This is a genomic window from Acinetobacter sp. 1125_18A (genome assembly GCF_052824985.1).
The window spans coordinates 89,774-107,310 of sequence record NZ_VTDG01000011.1; the positions used below are offsets into that span (position 1 = coordinate 89,774).

The following is a 17,537-nucleotide window of genomic DNA, read 5'->3' on the forward strand; positions in this document are numbered from 1 at the left end:
ATGAGTGTTCTATTTATCATTGTTGCTGCCATATTCTTACTTGGTCCGCTGATTGCAATTCATGAATTTGGACATTATTGGGTTGCACGTAAACTCGGTGTAAAAGTACTGGTCTATTCGATTGGTTTTGGTCCAACTTTGTTGAAGTGGACATCGAAAAAATCAGGCATCCAATATCAACTTTCAGCATTACCACTGGGTGGTTATGTCAAAATGTTGGATGAGCGTGAGGGGAATGTTAGTGCTGAAGATTTACCGTTTGCATTTAACCGTCAGGCCCCATGGAAGCGTATTGCGATTGTTGCTGCAGGTCCATTGATCAATTTGATTTTTGCAATAGTCCTATTTTGGATTCTATTTCTTCCTGCACAAGAGCAATTAAATACTCGTGTTGGTGTAATTCTACCCAATACACCTGCTGCAACAGCTCAAATGCAGATTGGCGATAAAATTGTTGCTGTAGATGGAACAGATGTCAGCACTTGGGAAAAACTCAACTATGCCATTGTTGATCGTGTTGGTGAAACAGGTCATATCGATGTTCAAGTTGAGCGCAATGGTCAGCCGCAGAGTTTTGCTTTACCGATCAAGAATTTCTTAAAAGACCAAAGTCAGTCACCATTTGATGTGCTAGGTTTTACCCCATATCGTCCACAGATTCCTGCAACTGTTTATAAGTTAAGTAGTGATGGCGCTGCGATTCGTCAAGGGATGAAAGAAGGTGATCAAATCATTTCGATCAATCAAGTGAAAATGAAAGATTGGTTTGATGTGGTAGATGTGGTACAAAAATCACCTGAAAAATTACTTAAAGTTGATGTGTTGCGCCAAGGGCAGATTGTACATTTACAAGTAATGCCGCAAGGTAAACGTGACAATATGGGAAATGTAACAGGTATGTTGGGTGTGCAAGCACAGACTGATAAACTGACAATTCCTACTGAATATAAACAAACAATTCAATATAATCCTGCTGAAGCTTTTGTTGTTGCTGTTGAAAAGACTGGACAACTTTCAGCAATGATTTTGAATTCGATGGTGAAGATGGTGCGTGGTTTAATTGGCTTAGATAATTTGTCGGGTCCAATTACTATTGCAAAAGTCGCCGGTCAAAGCGCTGAAATGGGGTGGCAAACATTCATTTCATTTATGGCTTTGATGAGTGTGAGTTTGGGGATTTTAAATTTATTGCCTATCCCGATGTTAGATGGCGGTCATTTGGTTTATTACATTATTGAAGCAATTCGTGGTAAGCCTGTTTCTGAACAAATACAATTGGTTGGGTTAAAAATTGGTATGGTACTGCTTGGTAGCATGATGCTTCTTGCAATATTTAATGATTTTATGCGTTTATAACGCAATTGTGGATTAACTTACTGGAAAATAATAGGCATGCAGCACTCACATTTATTTATGCCATTAGCGCTCGTTAGTGCGATGGCAGCTGTACAGCAAGTACAAGCGGCAGATGAGTTCATTGCACGTGATATCCGTGTGGATGGCTTGGTTCGTTTAACGCAACAAAATGTTCTTGCACTTTTACCAATAAATAGTGGTGACCGTGTCAATGATCCTGCAATTGCGGATTCAATTCGTGCTTTATATGCTTCAAATCTTTTTGATGATATACAAGCATCTAACCAAGACGGTGTCTTGGTGTTTAAAGTGATTGAACGTCCAGTAATTTCAAAAATTAATTTTAAAGGCAATAAACTGATTCCCAAAGAAGCTTTGGCGGATGGTTTAAAGAAAATGGGCTTGGCCGAAGGCGAAGTGCTTAAAAAATCTGCCTTACAAACTTTAGAAACTGAGTTAGAGCAGCAATATGCTCAACAAGGCCGTTATGATGCAGATATTAAAGTTGAACAAGTTGCTCAACCAAATAACCGCGTTGAATTGAATATCAATTTTAATGAAGGTAAGCCTGCAAAGGTTTTTGATATCAATATTATTGGTAATACCGTATTTAAAGAAGACGACATTAAACAGGCGTTTGCGGTAAAAGAAAGTGGCTGGTTATCGGTTATTTCTCGAAATGACCGTTATGCACGTGAAAAAATGTCAGCAAGTCTAGAGTCATTGCGTGCGCTATATCTCAATAAAGGTTATATTAATTTTGATATTAACAGTTCAAATTTAAATCTTAGTGAAGATAAAAAACATATCTTTATTGAAGTTTCAGTCAATGAAGGCGAGCAATTTAAATTTGGCGAATCTAAATTTTTAGGTGATGCACTTTATAAAACTGAAGATTTAAAAGCGCTGCAAATCTATAAAGATGGCACAACGTATTCTCAAGAAAAAGTCAATGCTGTAAAGCAGTTACTACTCCGTAAATACGGTAATGCGGGTTACTACTATGCAGAAGTAAATGTAGTTCCTGAAATCAATAATGAAACCCATATTGTTGACTTAAATTACTATATTAATCCTGGTCAACAAGTGACTGTGCGTCGTATTAACTTTACCGGTAATACTAAAACTGCGGATGAAGTATTACGTCGTGAAATGCGCCAAATGGAAGGTGCTTTAGCAAGTAACGAAAAAATTGACTTGTCTAAAGTTCGTTTAGAACGTACTGGTTTCTTTAGTAAAGTTGATGTTAAACCTGTTCGTGTACCGAACTTGCCAGATCAAATGGACTTGAATATTGATGTTGAAGAGCAACATTCTGGTACCAGTACATTGGCTGTAGGTTATTCTCAGAATGGTGGTATCACATTCCAAGCAGGTTTAAGTCAAACCAACTTTATGGGGACAGGTAATCGTGTTTCTATCGATTTATCTCGTTCAGAAACCCAAGATTACTATAATTTAAGTGTCACTGACCCATATTTTACTATTGATGGTGTCAGCCGCGGTTATAACATGTACTACCGTAAAACCAAGTTGAATGATGACTATAACGTTAACAACTATGTGACGGATAGTATTGGTGGTGGTGTTACATTTGGTTATCCAATTGATGAAAACCAAAATATTAGTGCGGGCCTAAACATTGACCAAACTAAAGTAACCACTGGTGCTTATGTTTCTACCTATGTACGCGATTATTTGTTAGCGCATGGTGGTAAGCAAACAGATACAAGTAGTTATTGTGATGGTTCATATAAGTCACAAAAAGAAATTGATACTGAAAAAGGGAATACACCACCAAATCCACTGCCTGAAGGCTATGATTTAGCAACTAACTGTGTTGATGATAAGTTTAATTCATTGGCCTTAGATGAGTATGGAAGTGCCTTTGAAGGTAAGTTCTTAACTTATAATTTAAACTTGGGTTGGTCATATAATACACTGAACCGTCCAATTTTCCCTACAAACGGTACTTCACATCGTGTTAATGCTGAAATCGCATTACCAGGTAGTGATGTTGAATATCAAAAAGTTACTTATGATGCACAGACTTATTTCCCATTAGGCCGTGATTTCGTATTACGTGGCTACGGTAAGTTGGGTTATGGTAATGATTTACCATTCTATAAAAACTTCTATGCAGGTGGTTTTGGTTCAGTCCGTGGTTATGACAACAGTACATTGGGTCCAAAATACCCTGGTGTGACCTATAACGAAAGAAAAACCAAAGATTACGACCCAGAAGAAGTCGGTGGTAATGCTTTAATACAATTTGGTACAGAATTGGCTTTACCTGTTCCATTCAAGGGTGATTGGGCGCGTCAGATTCGTCCTGTGATTTTTGCTGAAGGTGCACAAGTCTTTGATACAGACTGTAGTACAGCGACTGGTGATCTTTATCTGGATGGTTCAAAAACACCAATTAATGCAAAACAGTACTGTAAAGACAATAATGATTTTGACTTTGGTAACATGCGCTATAGCGTGGGTGTAGGCTTTACATGGATTACCATGATTGGCCCACTTTCGTTGAGTTATGCATTCCCATTGAATGACAAACCAGGTGATGAAACTAAAAATATTCAATTCGAGATTGGTCGTACTTTCTAAGTACGATCTTTTTACGAGATTTAACTTAATATAAGGAACAATGATGAAAACAATGAAAATGGCCATTATGGGCTTAGGTTTGGGTTTTGCTGGATTGGTTCAAGCCGCTGGTTTTGGTGTGGTTGACCTAGAAAAAGTTGTAGAAAGTAGCACCTACTTAAAGCAACAGAATGCAAGTTTAGAACAATCGGTTAAGCCGCAAACCACGAAGCTTGAACAAATCACTAAAGATATTGAAGCATTGAAACAAAAAGCACAGGCTCAAGGTGCAAATGTTCAACAAATTAATGCGCAATACCAAGCAAAAGTGAATGAATTCCAAACGATTCAGCAAGGTGTTCAGGCTAAAGTACAAAGTACAATTCAAAACACTAATGCAACTTTTGAGGCTCGTGTAAAGCAAGTTGCTGAACAATTGCGCCAAGAAGGTGGATTAGACTTTGTTTTGAATAAAAATTCAGCACTTGCTTATGACGCAAAGAGTGATTTAACTGCTAAAATGATCCAAAAGGTTAATGCAATTAAATAATCAATGAAATCAAATCGTTTTCATCTCGATGAATTAGCTCAGCTTGTACAAGGTGAGCTAATTGGTCAACCCAATTTTGTTTTAGATGGGCTTGCAAGTTTAGAACATGCGCAATCCAATCATATTTCTTTTGTAAATAACGACAAATATTTGAATGAAGCTCAAAACTCTAAAGCCGGCGCTTTGATCGTCACGGCAGAGTTAAAAGAACAGCTTACAAATTGCCAAAATTTTATTGTTGTCCGCAATCCCTATCTTGCCTTTGCAATTTTAACCCATCAGTTTGAAGTTAAAGTAAGCAAACGTGGTATTGAAAGTACTGCGCAAATTTCTCCTTCAGCAATTATTGCAGATGATGCTTATATTGGTCATTATGTTGTGATTGGTGATGATTGTGTCGTCGGTGCAAATACAATTATCCAATCGCATAGCAAAATTGATGATGGTGTTGAGATTGGCAAAGATGGTTTTGTCGATTCTCATGTAACCATTACAGGCCAAACAAAAATCGCAGATCGTGTTCGGATTCATTCCAATACTGCAATTGGTGGAGAGGGCTTCGGTTTTGCACCTTATCAAGGAAAGTGGAATCGTATAGCTCAATTGGGTTCTGTACGTATCGGAAATGATGTGCGTATAGGCTCAAATTGTAGTATTGATCGTGGTGCTTTGGACGATACAATCATTCATGATGGTGTCATTATTGATAACCTTGTGCAAATCGCCCATAACGTGCAGATTGGCGAGAATACTGCCATCGCAGCCAAGTGTGGTATTGCAGGCAGTACGATTATTGGCAAAAACTGTGTTCTTGCAGGTGCTGTTGGTATCGTAGGGCATATAAAAATCACGGATAATGTCACAATTACTGGAATGTCAATAGTCACAAAAAGTATTTCTGAGGCAGGTTCTTATTCTTCAGGTACTGGACAATTTGAAACAAATCATTGGAAAAGGACGGTTGTGCGCTTAAGACAATTAGCAGATGTGCCATTGACCAAACTGGTGAAACAAATAGATCATATGCAGGCTCAAATTGAGTCCATTGAATCAACTTTAAAGTCGCGTAAATAATTATGACTGAGTCTAAATCTCTACCTTTTACGGTTCCTGAATTACCAATGCAAACCCAAACGATTCGTGAGTATTTGCCACATCGTTATCCATTTTTGCTTGTCGATCGTGTAACTGAAGTTACAGAGAATGGGATTGTAGGATACAAAAACGTTTCAATTAATGAAGAATTTATGCAGGGTCATTTCCCAGGCTATCCAATTATGCCGGGTGTTTTGATCGTTGAGGCGATGGCACAAGTTTCTGGTGTGCTCGGTTTTATCATGAATAATGAAAAACCAAGACCAGGCTCTTTGTTCTTATTCGCTGGTGCTGAAAAAATACGATTTAAAAAACAAGTCGTACCAGGCGACCAACTCGTGCTAAAATCTGAATTACTCATGCAAAAACGTGGCATTTACAAGTATTTATGTACTGCCAGTGTTGACGGCGTGGTAGCAGCAACCGCTGAAATTATCATTTCTCATCAGAAATTAGAGCAGGCATGAGCAATAACGACTTAATCCACCCAACCGCTATTATTGACTCTTCTGCAGTGATAGCACCAGATGTCCAAATTGGACCATATTGTATTATTGGTCCGCAAGTGACGATTGGTGCTGGTACCAAACTTCACTCACATGTTGTGATTGGAGGCTATACACGTATTGGTGAAAATAACGATATTTTCCAATTCGCAAGTGTAGGTGAAATTTGTCAAGATTTAAAATACCAAGGTGAAGAAACTTGGTTAGAAATTGGCGACAACAATAAAATCCGTGAACATTGCAGCTTACACCGTGGCACTGTTCAAGATCGAGGCCTAACCAAAATAGGAAGCAATAACCTATTGATGGTGAATACGCATATTGCACATGATTGTTTGATTGGAAATAACAATATTTTTGCAAATAATGTCGGCATCGCTGGCCATGTTCACATTGGCGATTTCGTCATTGTGGGCGGGAATTCAGGTATCCATCAATTCTGTAAGATTGATTCTTATAGTATGATTGGTGGTGCATCACTGATTCTTAAAGATGTTCCTGCTTATGTCATGGTTTCAGGTAATCCTGCGCATGCTTATGGTATGAATGTTGAAGGGATGCGTCGTAAAGGCTGGTCTAAGAATGTGATTCAAGGCTTAAGAGAGTCGTTTAAATTGATCTATAAAGAGAATTTAACCACTGAGCAAGCCATTGAAAAAATTCGTCAAGAGATCCTTCCAGAAGTTGAAGAAGTCCAGTTATTGATTGATTCAGTATTAGAATCTAAGCGCGGTATCGTGCGTTAATTGTTAAAGATTCCATAAAAAAATGCCTCTATTGAGGCATTTTTTTATGGTTTAAATTGTGAATAAGCGGATTAACCTTTTTTGAAAAAACCTGCTTCTTCTGATTTAGGATAGGTGCTTAACAGTTTGCTTTTATAGACATTTGCAGTTTGTGTGTTCTTGTTGACATCTTTGGCAATACTATAAAGTTGGTATAAAGCACGCGGTGCTTTAGACGAGTTTGGAAATTTAGCTGCTACGATTTCATAGTTTTTCTTGGCTTCATTGTAATTTGGTGGATCAATTGCCAATTGAAACTCAGCTAACCAAAAATAAGCATTTCCAGTATAAATGCTGTTTGGATAGTTTTTAATAAAGTTTTGCATAGGGGCGATGGCTTGTTTTGCACCACCTTTTTTATAGGCATCTAAAGCAATGGTGTAGGCTGCTTTTTCCAGTGCGACAGGATCACTGGTATTATTGCTACTGTTGGCTGGTGTTGCTGAATTTTGAGTTGCTGATGCCGGGCTATTCGTTGTAGCTTTGCTTGCAGTGGTTGTTTGATCGGTTGTGGCTGAACTATCGACAGGTGCATTTTCAGCAGGTGCTTGTTCTGGTTGATTGCTTTCAGGTTCAAGTTTCTGATTGAGCAGTTCAAGACGCTGATCTAAATCGGTATAGCGGTTGGTGAGTTCTTTGTTTAGTTGATCAATGGCATGATCTTGTTCTTCAATCTTGCCACGTAATTCACGAATTTGATTTTCTAATTGTTGATTCTTTTGTATTAAATCCCAATTCATATTTCCAGCAATGGGTGCTGGTGAATTCGCTACATCATTTCGAGACGATGCAGTATCACTTAATCCACGAGATTCTATAGGGATTGCATATAAAGATGCTGAACTGAGTAAGGCAATAGAAAACAGGGCATGCTTTTTTAGCATAATTTAAAATCCATCAAAGTCAAAATTTCTCAAATAGACTGATATGGGCTATTTGAAAATCAATAATTGTTATCATTAAAAACGGCTAGGGACGGAATTGCAAGATGCTTTTACAATCTTCAGCTAATTCTAATGCAATATGAAGCTTTTTTGTATTTTAACGCCTACAATCTATGAAATGATGCCTTTAATACATGAAGTGGCGCTGATATAAATTTCAGTCGTATATTTTCTGATGCTTGATAAGTTCAAAGAGCTATTGAAACTATAGTCAACCTGTTAAAAAACTCAGGCACAAGAATATAATTTTTCTTAATTAATATTTTTAATTAAATCAATTGTTTGATTATGAAAAAGCTAACAATGCCGCACGTTACATTCAAAGTTTAAATAGCTTTGCGTAGACGATGCCTCACTTTTCGTAGGGGATGCCAAACCTTGCGCTGCAAACAAAGCAGTGCTTTGTTTTTGCTCATGTTGGGTGAGGGGTACGTCCTGTAGCCCCGCCCAACGGCGACATTCATGTCGCCCTACGATAGAATCACCATCTAGGATTCAAAAGTACAAAAAATGAATTGATAACTAACAGTTTCTAAAAGTTCACACAAAAGCATAAGCTTCATTTCATTTGTGATCTATGATTTGATGCAAATCACTTGTATGAATAATTAGGTGGTTTGACTATAAAAGTTAGAATTACTGTTAAAAATTAACCATATTGATGATGAAATAAGCAAACGAATGAATAACTTGAGAAAATCACAATGTTAGGCTTGAAAGAAAATTAAAAATCTCTATACTCTGTTCTTGCAATGGTAGCCCTGCTGGTGGTTTCGCAATTGTACTCTGAAAACCCCGCCAGGACCGGAAGGTAGCAACGGTATCAGAAATACGATGTGCCGAGATTTTGCTAGTAGGGCTGCCACCAGATTTCTAAATCTACCAATAATAATAACTCAATATATCTATTCGATTTATATCCTGCATTTTAAAACAATATCTGCTATTTAATCCCTGAAAATTTATATTCTCAATCTTTAGACCATCTGATTTAATTCAACTATCATTTTTAGTCGTGACTAAAAATCTATCACCCTTACTGAGCTTATATTGAAAATACGCGTATAGTTTTATCGATGAATGAAATGATAGCTTGTACAGTGCTAAAAGATATTGGATCTGCTTAGAATTTATAAGAAATCAAAAGTGAGGAGGGAATTCTATCAATAGATTTTCAACCTAAGATTCTCAACCTACCGTTTAATGAAAAGTTGATCTTGAATTGTATCGACTGACCATCATCAATCATCATTTGGTTTTTTTGAAATTGCTTTCATAATCGCATCCATTTCAAAACCACGATATTGTAAAAAGCGAATTTGTTTGGCTTTAATTTTTGGATCTTTACTGACCTCTGTACCATATTTTTTAACTTTCAATTGATAGGCTTGTTCATACCAATCAATTTCTGCAATATCCTCTTGTACTAAGGCTTTATCCAGTTGTTTGGCACGTAAAGCCAGTTTGATTCGATTCGGGCCCTTACCTCTACGGACTTGGCTACGTACAGTCATTTCCGCTACACGTTGGTCACTTTGGTAGTTATTCGCTGACAGCTCATCAACCAAAATTAAAACCTCCTCACGGCTTTGCGCATAGGTCATCAGCTTTTCAATCAGATCAGCTTTGGAATATTCTTTTCGAGTCAACACCGCAAAAGCATAAGAACGCAAACGTGTACCTGTTAAGCCCTGTGGTTTGGGTGCAAGATCCTGCTCCGCATTAAAGGCGTGTTCATCATTTGCAATGCCAGACTCAGGTTCTGCAGTTTGAGATGTAGAATGCTGATACGCTGTTGTTTCTTGTTCACCAAATTGCTGTTTGAGTTTTTGGTAATCTAACAATTTGGGAAATTTTGCTTGGCTCATAGCTATTGATAACAATCTATTTATTTCAGAGATAAACGCTAGTTTAGCTTTAATTCATTTTTTTAACAGTGCAAATCCTATACGGATGAATTTTCCTCCGCCTAAATAGCAAAGAATCTAAACCAGTATAAGAGGGGAAGATAAGCAGATATCAGGGTTTAGATTTTTATTTAAAGCGCTTCATGTCGAAGCTTAATAACGCCTAAACTGGCTTACCGATACTATCCGTTTCTATTTGATCAATGATTCGAATTGATTTAGGGCGAAGGTAACGAGGGGGTAAATTTTTAAGTAATTCGCTATGATTTATAAGCTAAAAGACAGAAAATTGACAATCTAAAGTAATAAACAGTGATTGCAGAATCGTTATGCTGTTGCTAGGATGTTTTTTTAATCGATTTATAAATAAATAAAAATGTTCTTGCTTTAGAATTGCTTAGAAAAAATTGATGAGCAAGTTTAGACTGTATTAAAGGAAAATAGCTTGAAAAAACTTTCAGTTTGGCATGTGGGTTTAGCTCGCTTAATCACTGGATTTTATTTTTCCAAGATCCATGTGATTGGAGAACGTGCTTCAAAGCCGACTTTATATATCGCAAGTCATCGTAATGGTGCAACTGATGGGCAGGTCTATACATGGGCAATTGATAAAACCCCTTCATTAATTTCGATTCAAATGTTACGAAAATGGTTTCTAAGACTCATCTTTGATGGGATTGCTGTGGTGCGTCCACAAGATACTCAGCGATATAAAATTTCACATGATTCAGTTGCTTCGCCTATACAGCTTGCAATTCAACAGCTAAGTTCAGGTGGTTCATTGTGTATTATGCCAGAGGGTTCGAGTGAGTGGCGAGAAAAACCTGAAGCTTATAAAGAAGGTATGGCACGTATTGTAAAGCAGCTTAAGCTCAATCAAATTGATTTTGTTGTGCAATGTATGGGAGTGTTTTATACCAAGCCTGATGGATTTCGTAGTCAAGTGAGTATTGTTTTTGGCTCAGCATTTATGCCACAGGAAAGCACAGTTGATGGTATTTTTTTGGAAATGTCTGAACGGTTAAATGATGTATCTGTAAATTGCGAAAATGTTCAACAGTTCAATCAGATTCAGGCAATGGCTTGGAATCACATTAAATATCTCGAACCATCCATACAGTTAGAATCACAACAATATCAAACGCAGGATTATGGGGAATTATTTTTAGCGTTGCAGTCAAAAGCAAAACATAATGATCTATCCGTTGACTCGGCTATAAACCTTGAAATCAAAAAGTCGCTAAATCCTACAAGAAAAATTCTAAATCCTATGATTAAAATTCTATTTTTTATTGGCTTTTTCCCAACTGTTCTCTTTGCACTACTGGCACAAAAAGGTTCAGATGGTCGTAATAATCTCACTTTTTTTAGATTGTTGGGTGGTTTTTATGGCTCAATTTTGACCTGTATTCTATGGATAGTTGGATTATTTATTGTGCCTGTTTATAGCATCATAATCATGCTACTAGGCTGGATTGGTTGGTATTTTTACCCAGAACCAGAACCTATTGCATTAACGACGAGATGCTTAAATAAAGATACGATTGATTAAAATCCAATAAATATATTTTAACCACAAGGAAAATAAATGAAAAAAACAATCTCAGCGGCATATTTAATAATTTTATTCATATTAATTTCATTGGCTGCAGTCGGTATGATCCGTTCAGCACAATATCAAAGTTTAGCTCTGTTTTCTATTGTGAGTGTATTGTGGTTAGTGAGTGTCTATTTACATTTCAAAAAGTTAAATTGGCCTTGGTATGGACTATTACTTTTTTTACTGTCGTGGGGAGTATTTCCACTCATGACGCTCATCTCAAAATTTGTACTGCCATGGTCTGCCGATGCTTTATTACATAATATCGATCAGCATATTTTTTTCGGAAAAATCCTTGTTGATTATTTTCATTATGAAAGTTATCCAGTGCTCGCAGATATCATTTCATCTTGCTATTTTTTCTTTTATTTTCTTGTATTGGGGAGTGTCATTTTATATACCGTTAAAAGACAGTCTATAGCAGGTCAGGTATTTTTTAACTCAATTATTTTGCTCTATAGTATTGGTTTTGTTGGTTATATTTTATTTCCTGCAAGCGGACCAGCATTTACAGTTGCGCCGCAAATTGGCGGTGGTGGCTCGATTACACAGATGGTGACTAAAAGTGTAAATCAGGGGGTGACAGGAATGGATGTTTTTCCAAGTTTACATACTGCAATTTCAATTTTTATCGTTGGCTATTTACACCAAACAGGTTTTAAAAAGATCAGTTTGATTCTATCTCCGATTATTCTTGGAACCATCTTTGCAACTATTTTATTACGTTATCACTATGGTATAGATGTCATATTTGGCATTATTTTAGCCATAATTGTACTGAAACTTAGTCAAAAATGGCTCAATCAAACGGTGTATACGGTATGAATTGCAGTAGTGGAGGGGGATGTTAATTTAAAGTAAATTGAAACGTGATCATTTTTGATTGAATTTAAATTTTTTATATAACCAGAACATGATGAACAAAAGTTAAAATTTATAAGGGTGCTTTAAAATGAATAATACCATAGCGGAACATCAGCGAGAACAGCAAACAATCTTGCTGCCATTACAACAATTTGAAGATATTGATGTTACCCAAGTCGGAGGCAAAGGTGCGGGATTAATTCGCTGTCAGCAAGCGGGTTTGCCTGTACCAGAGGCTTATATTATTCCCGCGTCAGTGTATACAGAATGGTTTAGCCCTTTTAAACAAGATATTCAACACATCCTCGTTGATACACATTCTGCACAGGAAAAAAGTAGCGCTGTACGTGAATTTTTAGCAAAACAAATATTGCCTCAAGCTTTAATAGAAAGTCTTATTGATTTACAAAGCCGTTTGACGGATACCTTTTTTGCCGTTCGTTCATCGGGCAGTGCAGAAGATTTGCCAGGTGCTGCTTTCGCAGGTTTACACGACACGATTTTAAATGTCCATGGAATTGATCGCTTACAGCAAGCGGTTTTACAATGCTGGTTGTCGTTGTGGAATACTGAAGTGATTGTCTATCGTGAGCGTCTAGGAATAGCTGATGACACGATTAGTATGGCTGTAGTTGTACAGAAGATGGTGAATGTTCAGGTCAATGATGCAGCAGGTGTGGCATTTTCTATAGATCCTGTAGGTGAAAATATAGAACATGTTTTGATTAATTCTGCTTTTGGTTTAGGTGAAACCGTGGTGGCAGGAGAGTCAGAAGTTGATGAGTTTAGAGTGGATCGTGAGGGTCAAATCAGTACTGAGTTTATTGCGACAAAGTCACATGCGTTGGTTTGGCAATTAGGCCAATCTACTACAGTTTTATTATCACCTGAACAACAAAATCAACGTTCTTTAAGCCCTGAACATGCAAAGCGAGTTGCAGCGCTGGCGAGACAAGCAGAGCAATTCGCAACATTTCCACAGGATATTGAATGGGCTTTTGAAGGTGATACACTTTATATTTTACAGTCACGACCTGTAACACGTTTTGCACCCAAATGGACTCGAGATGAGTCTGCAGAACGTTTCCCAAATCCTGTTACCCCACTAACTTGGCAGTTGTGTGAGACAGGCTTTCATACCTCATTGAATTATTCATTTCGCTTAATGGGGCTACCGCCATTTCATGATAAATGGTTTGTGGTTAAAGATAATTATGTCTATGGCAATCAAAATGCAGTCCGTGTCTATGCGGGACGTATGCCGATCGCATCATTAAATACGCCTGAAAAATTTGCTCAATTTATTGAATCTGGTGGTTTATGGCAATTTACTTGGATCAGTGAATTACCCACTCGCTGGATGAATGATTTAGATTCTTATTTATTGGCAATTGGACGTTTTAATCATATCGATTATCAATATAAATCCATAGAAGAGTGTTGGGATTTACTTCAACAAATTAATAAATTAGGCACAGAATACTTCTTACCGAATATTGCAATTTCATTGACTCAAAATTTACTTTATCAGACTTTACGTGCAGTGCTGGTACAGTTTGAAGGAGACAATGCACAGCATATTTTTGATTTATTGATTTCAAATACTGAAACCAAAACAGGTATAGTCAATCAGGCGATGTGGCAAATTTCACGCCAGTTACGTGAATATCCAGCATTATCTACCACTGCTTTTAATGATGTTCAGAGTTTAGAACTTGCCTTGCAAGATTATCCAAAAATTCAGCAAGTATTTAATCAGTTCCTTACACAACATGGACATCGTGAAGTTGATTTTGATGCTTATCAACCAACATGGGTGGAAGTACCGCATATTGTCTTTGCACAAATTCAGATGATGGCAAAACAGGATGAGGATCATCATAAAGCAACCTATTGGCAAAAGCGTGACAGCATGCTTGCAACTGAGTTGGCTTTATTAAAAGCTGTACCTGAAACGTTTAGATTCTTTTTACAAGAATTGATTCGTTTAGTTCGTACTTATACTGCTTTGGATGATATTGAACATTATCATACAACACGTTTAACGATTCCTTTCCGTAAAGCAGCCCATGAAATTGGTATTCGTCTTGTAAATTATGGTGCTTTGGATGATGCATGGGATGTGTTCTTTATTCCGCCTGAGAGTTTACAACAAGCAATTGAAGATAAAGATTTTAGCCAAATACGTAACATTGCTATCACACAAAAAGCACAGTATCTCGATGCTCAACAAAAAACAGCTGAATGGGTTTATGGTGAAAATAATGATTTCATGCAACAAGGGGGCAATGTTCGTAAAGGTTTAGGTGGAAGTTCAGGACAGACTGAAGGCGAGGTATATGTCATTACAGACCCAAATCAGTTTATTTATTTTCCAAAAAATGCCATATTGGTGGCGAAAACGACTAATCCAGCGTGGACGCCTTTATTTTATCAAGCCAAAGGTGTTATTACTGAAAGTGGTGGTCCATTATCACATGGTGCTGTAACAGCGCGTGAATTGGGTATTCCTGCGGTAATGAGTATTCATGGCGCATGTAGTTGGTTAAAAAATGGCGATCGAGTCAAAATTGATGGTCAAACAGGTATGGTGATTTTAGAGGAATAGAATCATCTGGATTTAAAGGGCATTGATTAGGCTATCTTTGAAAGGTCCTTTTTTAAATCATAGATCAATATAAAACCCCCCTCATCCTAGCCTTCTCCCGAGGGGGAGAAGGGACTTTCAATATCAATATGATTGATTCTAAATGATCATATTTTGGTTTATCAAATAAGATCTATTAGAGTTTATGATGCGATATAAAAAAAAGCACCATGAGGTGCTTTTTGTTGAGCTTTAAATATGTGGATTACACATCTAAAAAGTCAGGCTCTTCTTCTTTCTCTTCCGCTGGTGCAGCATTGGCAGTGGTTAAAAGTTTTTCACGAATCATACGATCAAGATCTTGAGCCAATTGAGGGTTTTCCTCTAAATGGCGAATGACATTGTTTTTACCTTGACCGATTTTGTCACCTTGATATGAGTACCAAGCACCTGCTTTTTGTACGAGTTCTTGTCCAACTGCAAGATCAACCAATTCACCTAAGTGGTTTACACCTTTACCATACATAATTTGGAAAAGTGCTTCACGGAAAGGAGGCGCCATTTTGTTTTTAACAACTTTGACTTTGGTTTCAGAACCTACAATTTCATCGCCTTCTTTAACTTGTCCAATACGACGAATATCTAAACGTACAGAAGCATAGAACTTCAATGCGTTACCACCAGTTGTGGTTTCAGGGCTACCAAACATCACCCCAATTTTCATACGAATCTGGTTAATGAAGATAACCATACAGTTTGAACGCTTGGCATTACCTGTGATTTTACGTAAAGCTTGGCTCATCAAACGTGCTTGTAGGCCCATGTGAGAGTCACCCATTTCGCCTTCAATTTCGGCTTTAGGGGTTAACGCTGCTACAGAATCGACAACGATCATATCGACTGCACCTGAACGAACCAACATATCTGCGATTTCAAGTGCTTGCTCACCATTATCTGGCTGTGAAACTAAAAGGTTGTCTATATCTACCCCAAGTTTACGTGCATATTGTGGATCTAAAGCATGTTCCGCATCAATAAAGGCACATGTTCCACCTGCTTTTTGGCATTGCGCAATGGCTTGTAGCGTCATTGTCGTTTTACCAGAAGATTCAGGACCGTAAATTTCAACGATACGACCTTTTGGTAAGCCCCCAATACCCAATGCAATATCAAGTGTTAAAGAGCCTGTAGAAACCGCTTCAACCGCTTGAACAGTGTTATCACCTAAGCGCATCACTGTGTTTTTACCAAATTGTTTCTCAATTTGGCTCAGTGCCGCATTCAGTGCCTTGCTTTTGTTATCATCCATCTCGTAAACCTCAAACGATGTAATATCACTAATATCTTAAGTGGATGTCATTAAATTTGATCTTTCGTCCACGGCAGTAATAGTGACAGAAAATAAAAAATGGTTCTATATTAAAAAAACATTAGTACGACATAAGATGTCGTACCCAACCTAAACGAATTCAGTCATCATCATAGGACCAAGATTGGTCAAATTGTTGATCATTTTCTTGTTTAAATTTGCTAATTTGTCGTCGATCTTTTTTACTTGGTCGATGATCAGGGCGTGCTAGATTATGCAATTTTCTTTGGGATGAAATCAACTCTCTACGTGCCACACTCACCTCAGTTTCTTCATAAAGTTGTTGGGCAATCGGTGCACCGCCACGAACAACGGAGAGTGCTTTAATGACTACCGTTTTACGATCAAAACCTTGTTGTATGGTGAGCTCCATTCCAACACGAATCTCTTTTGAGACTTTAACACGTTCATTATTATGATGAACTTTACCACCCTCGATTGCATCTTTGGCAATAGAGCGTGTTTTAAAAAAACGTGCAGCCCAAAGCCATTTGTCTACACGCATTGTTTCAAGTTGTTGTTTCTCAGGCTGTTTTGACATCGACATCCTTATGTTCTAAATCTGTTGACTGTAAATTTGCTAATGCTACTTTTTTCAGTAAAGGTAAAAGCTCAGTTAAATGATTGATTGCAGGGTATTCCAATTCTAATTGATGACGCGCAGCACGACCACTGGAAGGTTGAGTAATCGTGATTAAGTGTGCTATACCAAACTTTTCAGCACCTTTTAATACTGGGATGGTGTCATCCACAAAACATGCATTTTGTGGGTCAAATGGATGCTTTTGCTGCAGAATTTGCCAAAACTCAATAAACTCTTTGGAATAGCCAATTTCTTCACTACTGATCATTACTTCAAAATAAGGGCTGAGATCAACATTTTCAAGTTTAAGTTTTAAGCCAGCACAATCTGCATTGGTCAGTAACCAACAACGATAACCTTGTGCTTTTAATTGTTTTAATAATTCAAAACAGCCCGTTCTTGGGGTGATTTTATCTTTAAAATCATATTGTAACTGTAGGACATCAACCCCAACTTTTTCAGACCAATATTTTGAAGAATACCAGCAGAGGGTATGATTATGTTGTTGATAAAATGCATTTAGAATGTTTTGACTGTGCTCTAAACTACATTGATGGGTTTCTGCATGCCGTTCAGGGAGTTTTGTGTTCCAGATCAGATCATCAAAAGCTAAATCAAGGAGTGTACCGTCCATGTCAAAAAAGATGATCGGTTTTTGCATTCAAGGAACTCCAAAGTTTTTTAAAGTTTAACAAAGACTCTATGAACGTGTAAATTTTAATAAAATAAATGTGAGATGATGAGCAGGAAAACTCACCATTTGCGGATTTCTTTTACTCATCATTTATCGCTTAGCTATGCT

At 37.4% G+C, this 17,537-nt stretch carries 14 protein-coding genes and 1 other RNA gene; 10 read left to right on the forward strand and 5 right to left on the reverse strand.

The features are described 5' to 3' along the window. The 6 genes from rseP to lpxA are packed head-to-tail and all read left to right on the forward strand — an operon-like array spanning position 1 to position 6,842. Positions 1-1,356: an RIP metalloprotease RseP gene (gene rseP, locus FY049_RS17335; RefSeq protein WP_224963653.1), complete on the forward strand. Its 1,356-nt coding sequence runs from the start codon at positions 1-3 to the stop codon at positions 1,354-1,356. 36 nt (positions 1,357-1,392) lie between these two features. Then, positions 1,393-3,966, forward strand: a complete 2,574-nt coding sequence (gene bamA / locus FY049_RS17340; protein WP_327857280.1) for an outer membrane protein assembly factor BamA — start codon at positions 1,393-1,395, stop codon at positions 3,964-3,966. Between the two features lie 43 nt (positions 3,967-4,009). Next, the gene (locus tag FY049_RS17345; protein WP_004719741.1) at positions 4,010-4,495 is read left to right on the forward strand and encodes an OmpH family outer membrane protein; all 486 of its coding nucleotides are present in this window, start codon (positions 4,010-4,012) and stop codon (positions 4,493-4,495) included. Positions 4,496-4,498: 3 nt separating this feature from the next. Next, positions 4,499-5,569, forward strand: coding sequence for a UDP-3-O-(3-hydroxymyristoyl)glucosamine N-acyltransferase (lpxD, locus tag FY049_RS17350; protein ID WP_056511700.1), 1,071 nt, complete (start codon positions 4,499-4,501; stop codon positions 5,567-5,569). 2 nt (positions 5,570-5,571) lie between these two features. Next, a complete protein-coding gene (gene fabZ, locus FY049_RS17355; RefSeq protein ID WP_004719745.1) occupies positions 5,572-6,057 on the forward strand; it encodes a 3-hydroxyacyl-ACP dehydratase FabZ in 486 nt (161 codons plus the stop codon). Further along, positions 6,054-6,842 carry an acyl-ACP--UDP-N-acetylglucosamine O-acyltransferase gene (gene lpxA / locus FY049_RS17360; protein ID WP_004719746.1) on the forward strand — a complete coding sequence of 263 codons (789 nt, stop codon included), beginning with the start codon at positions 6,054-6,056 and terminating at the stop codon, positions 6,840-6,842. Before fabZ ends, lpxA begins: the two co-directional genes overlap by 4 nt. Before the next feature lie 71 nt (positions 6,843-6,913). Here lpxA and FY049_RS17365 read toward each other — a convergent pair whose 3' ends face one another. Then, on the reverse strand, positions 6,914-7,765 hold the full coding sequence (locus FY049_RS17365) for a YbgF trimerization domain-containing protein (RefSeq protein WP_262781470.1): 852 nt from the start codon (positions 7,763-7,765) through the stop codon (positions 6,914-6,916). Between the two features lie 822 nt (positions 7,766-8,587). Here FY049_RS17365 and ffs point away from each other — a divergent pair. After that, an RNA gene (gene ffs, locus FY049_RS17370) (signal recognition particle sRNA small type) lies at positions 8,588-8,684 on the forward strand. A 382-nt stretch (positions 8,685-9,066) separates the two neighbouring features. Here the strand turns inward: ffs and FY049_RS17375 are convergent. Next, positions 9,067-9,693, reverse strand: a complete 627-nt coding sequence (locus FY049_RS17375; protein WP_446084056.1) for a regulatory protein RecX — start codon at positions 9,691-9,693, stop codon at positions 9,067-9,069. Positions 9,694-10,177: 484 nt separating this feature from the next. Here FY049_RS17375 and FY049_RS17380 point away from each other — a divergent pair, with 484 nt between their 5' ends. The 3 genes from FY049_RS17380 (at position 10,178) to FY049_RS17390 (ending at position 14,804) form a co-directional block, all read left to right on the forward strand. After that, the gene (locus FY049_RS17380) at positions 10,178-11,284 is read left to right on the forward strand and encodes a hypothetical protein (protein ID WP_262781466.1); all 1,107 of its coding nucleotides are present in this window, start codon (positions 10,178-10,180) and stop codon (positions 11,282-11,284) included. Positions 11,285-11,320: 36 nt separating this feature from the next. Then, positions 11,321-12,157: a phosphatase PAP2 family protein gene (locus FY049_RS17385; RefSeq protein WP_056511690.1), complete on the forward strand. Its 837-nt coding sequence runs from the start codon at positions 11,321-11,323 to the stop codon at positions 12,155-12,157. Positions 12,158-12,284: 127 nt separating this feature from the next. Beyond that, positions 12,285-14,804, forward strand: a complete 2,520-nt coding sequence (locus FY049_RS17390) for a PEP/pyruvate-binding domain-containing protein (protein ID WP_446084057.1) — start codon at positions 12,285-12,287, stop codon at positions 14,802-14,804. A gap of 244 nt (positions 14,805-15,048) precedes the next feature. On the opposite strand, the gene recA is transcribed toward FY049_RS17390, so the two are convergent. The 3 genes from recA to FY049_RS17405 form a co-directional block, all read right to left on the reverse strand. Continuing rightward, positions 15,049-16,092: a recombinase RecA gene (gene recA, locus FY049_RS17395; RefSeq protein ID WP_209826022.1), complete on the reverse strand. Its 1,044-nt coding sequence runs from the start codon at positions 16,090-16,092 to the stop codon at positions 15,049-15,051. 160 nt (positions 16,093-16,252) lie between these two features. Beyond that, the gene (locus tag FY049_RS17400) at positions 16,253-16,693 is read right to left on the reverse strand and encodes an RNA-binding S4 domain-containing protein (RefSeq protein WP_004719756.1); all 441 of its coding nucleotides are present in this window, start codon (positions 16,691-16,693) and stop codon (positions 16,253-16,255) included. Beyond that, positions 16,677-17,396 carry an HAD-IA family hydrolase gene (locus FY049_RS17405; protein ID WP_446084058.1) on the reverse strand — a complete coding sequence of 240 codons (720 nt, stop codon included), beginning with the start codon at positions 17,394-17,396 and terminating at the stop codon, positions 16,677-16,679. Before FY049_RS17405 ends, FY049_RS17400 begins: the two co-directional genes overlap by 17 nt. Positions 17,397-17,537: the final 141 nt, after the last annotated feature.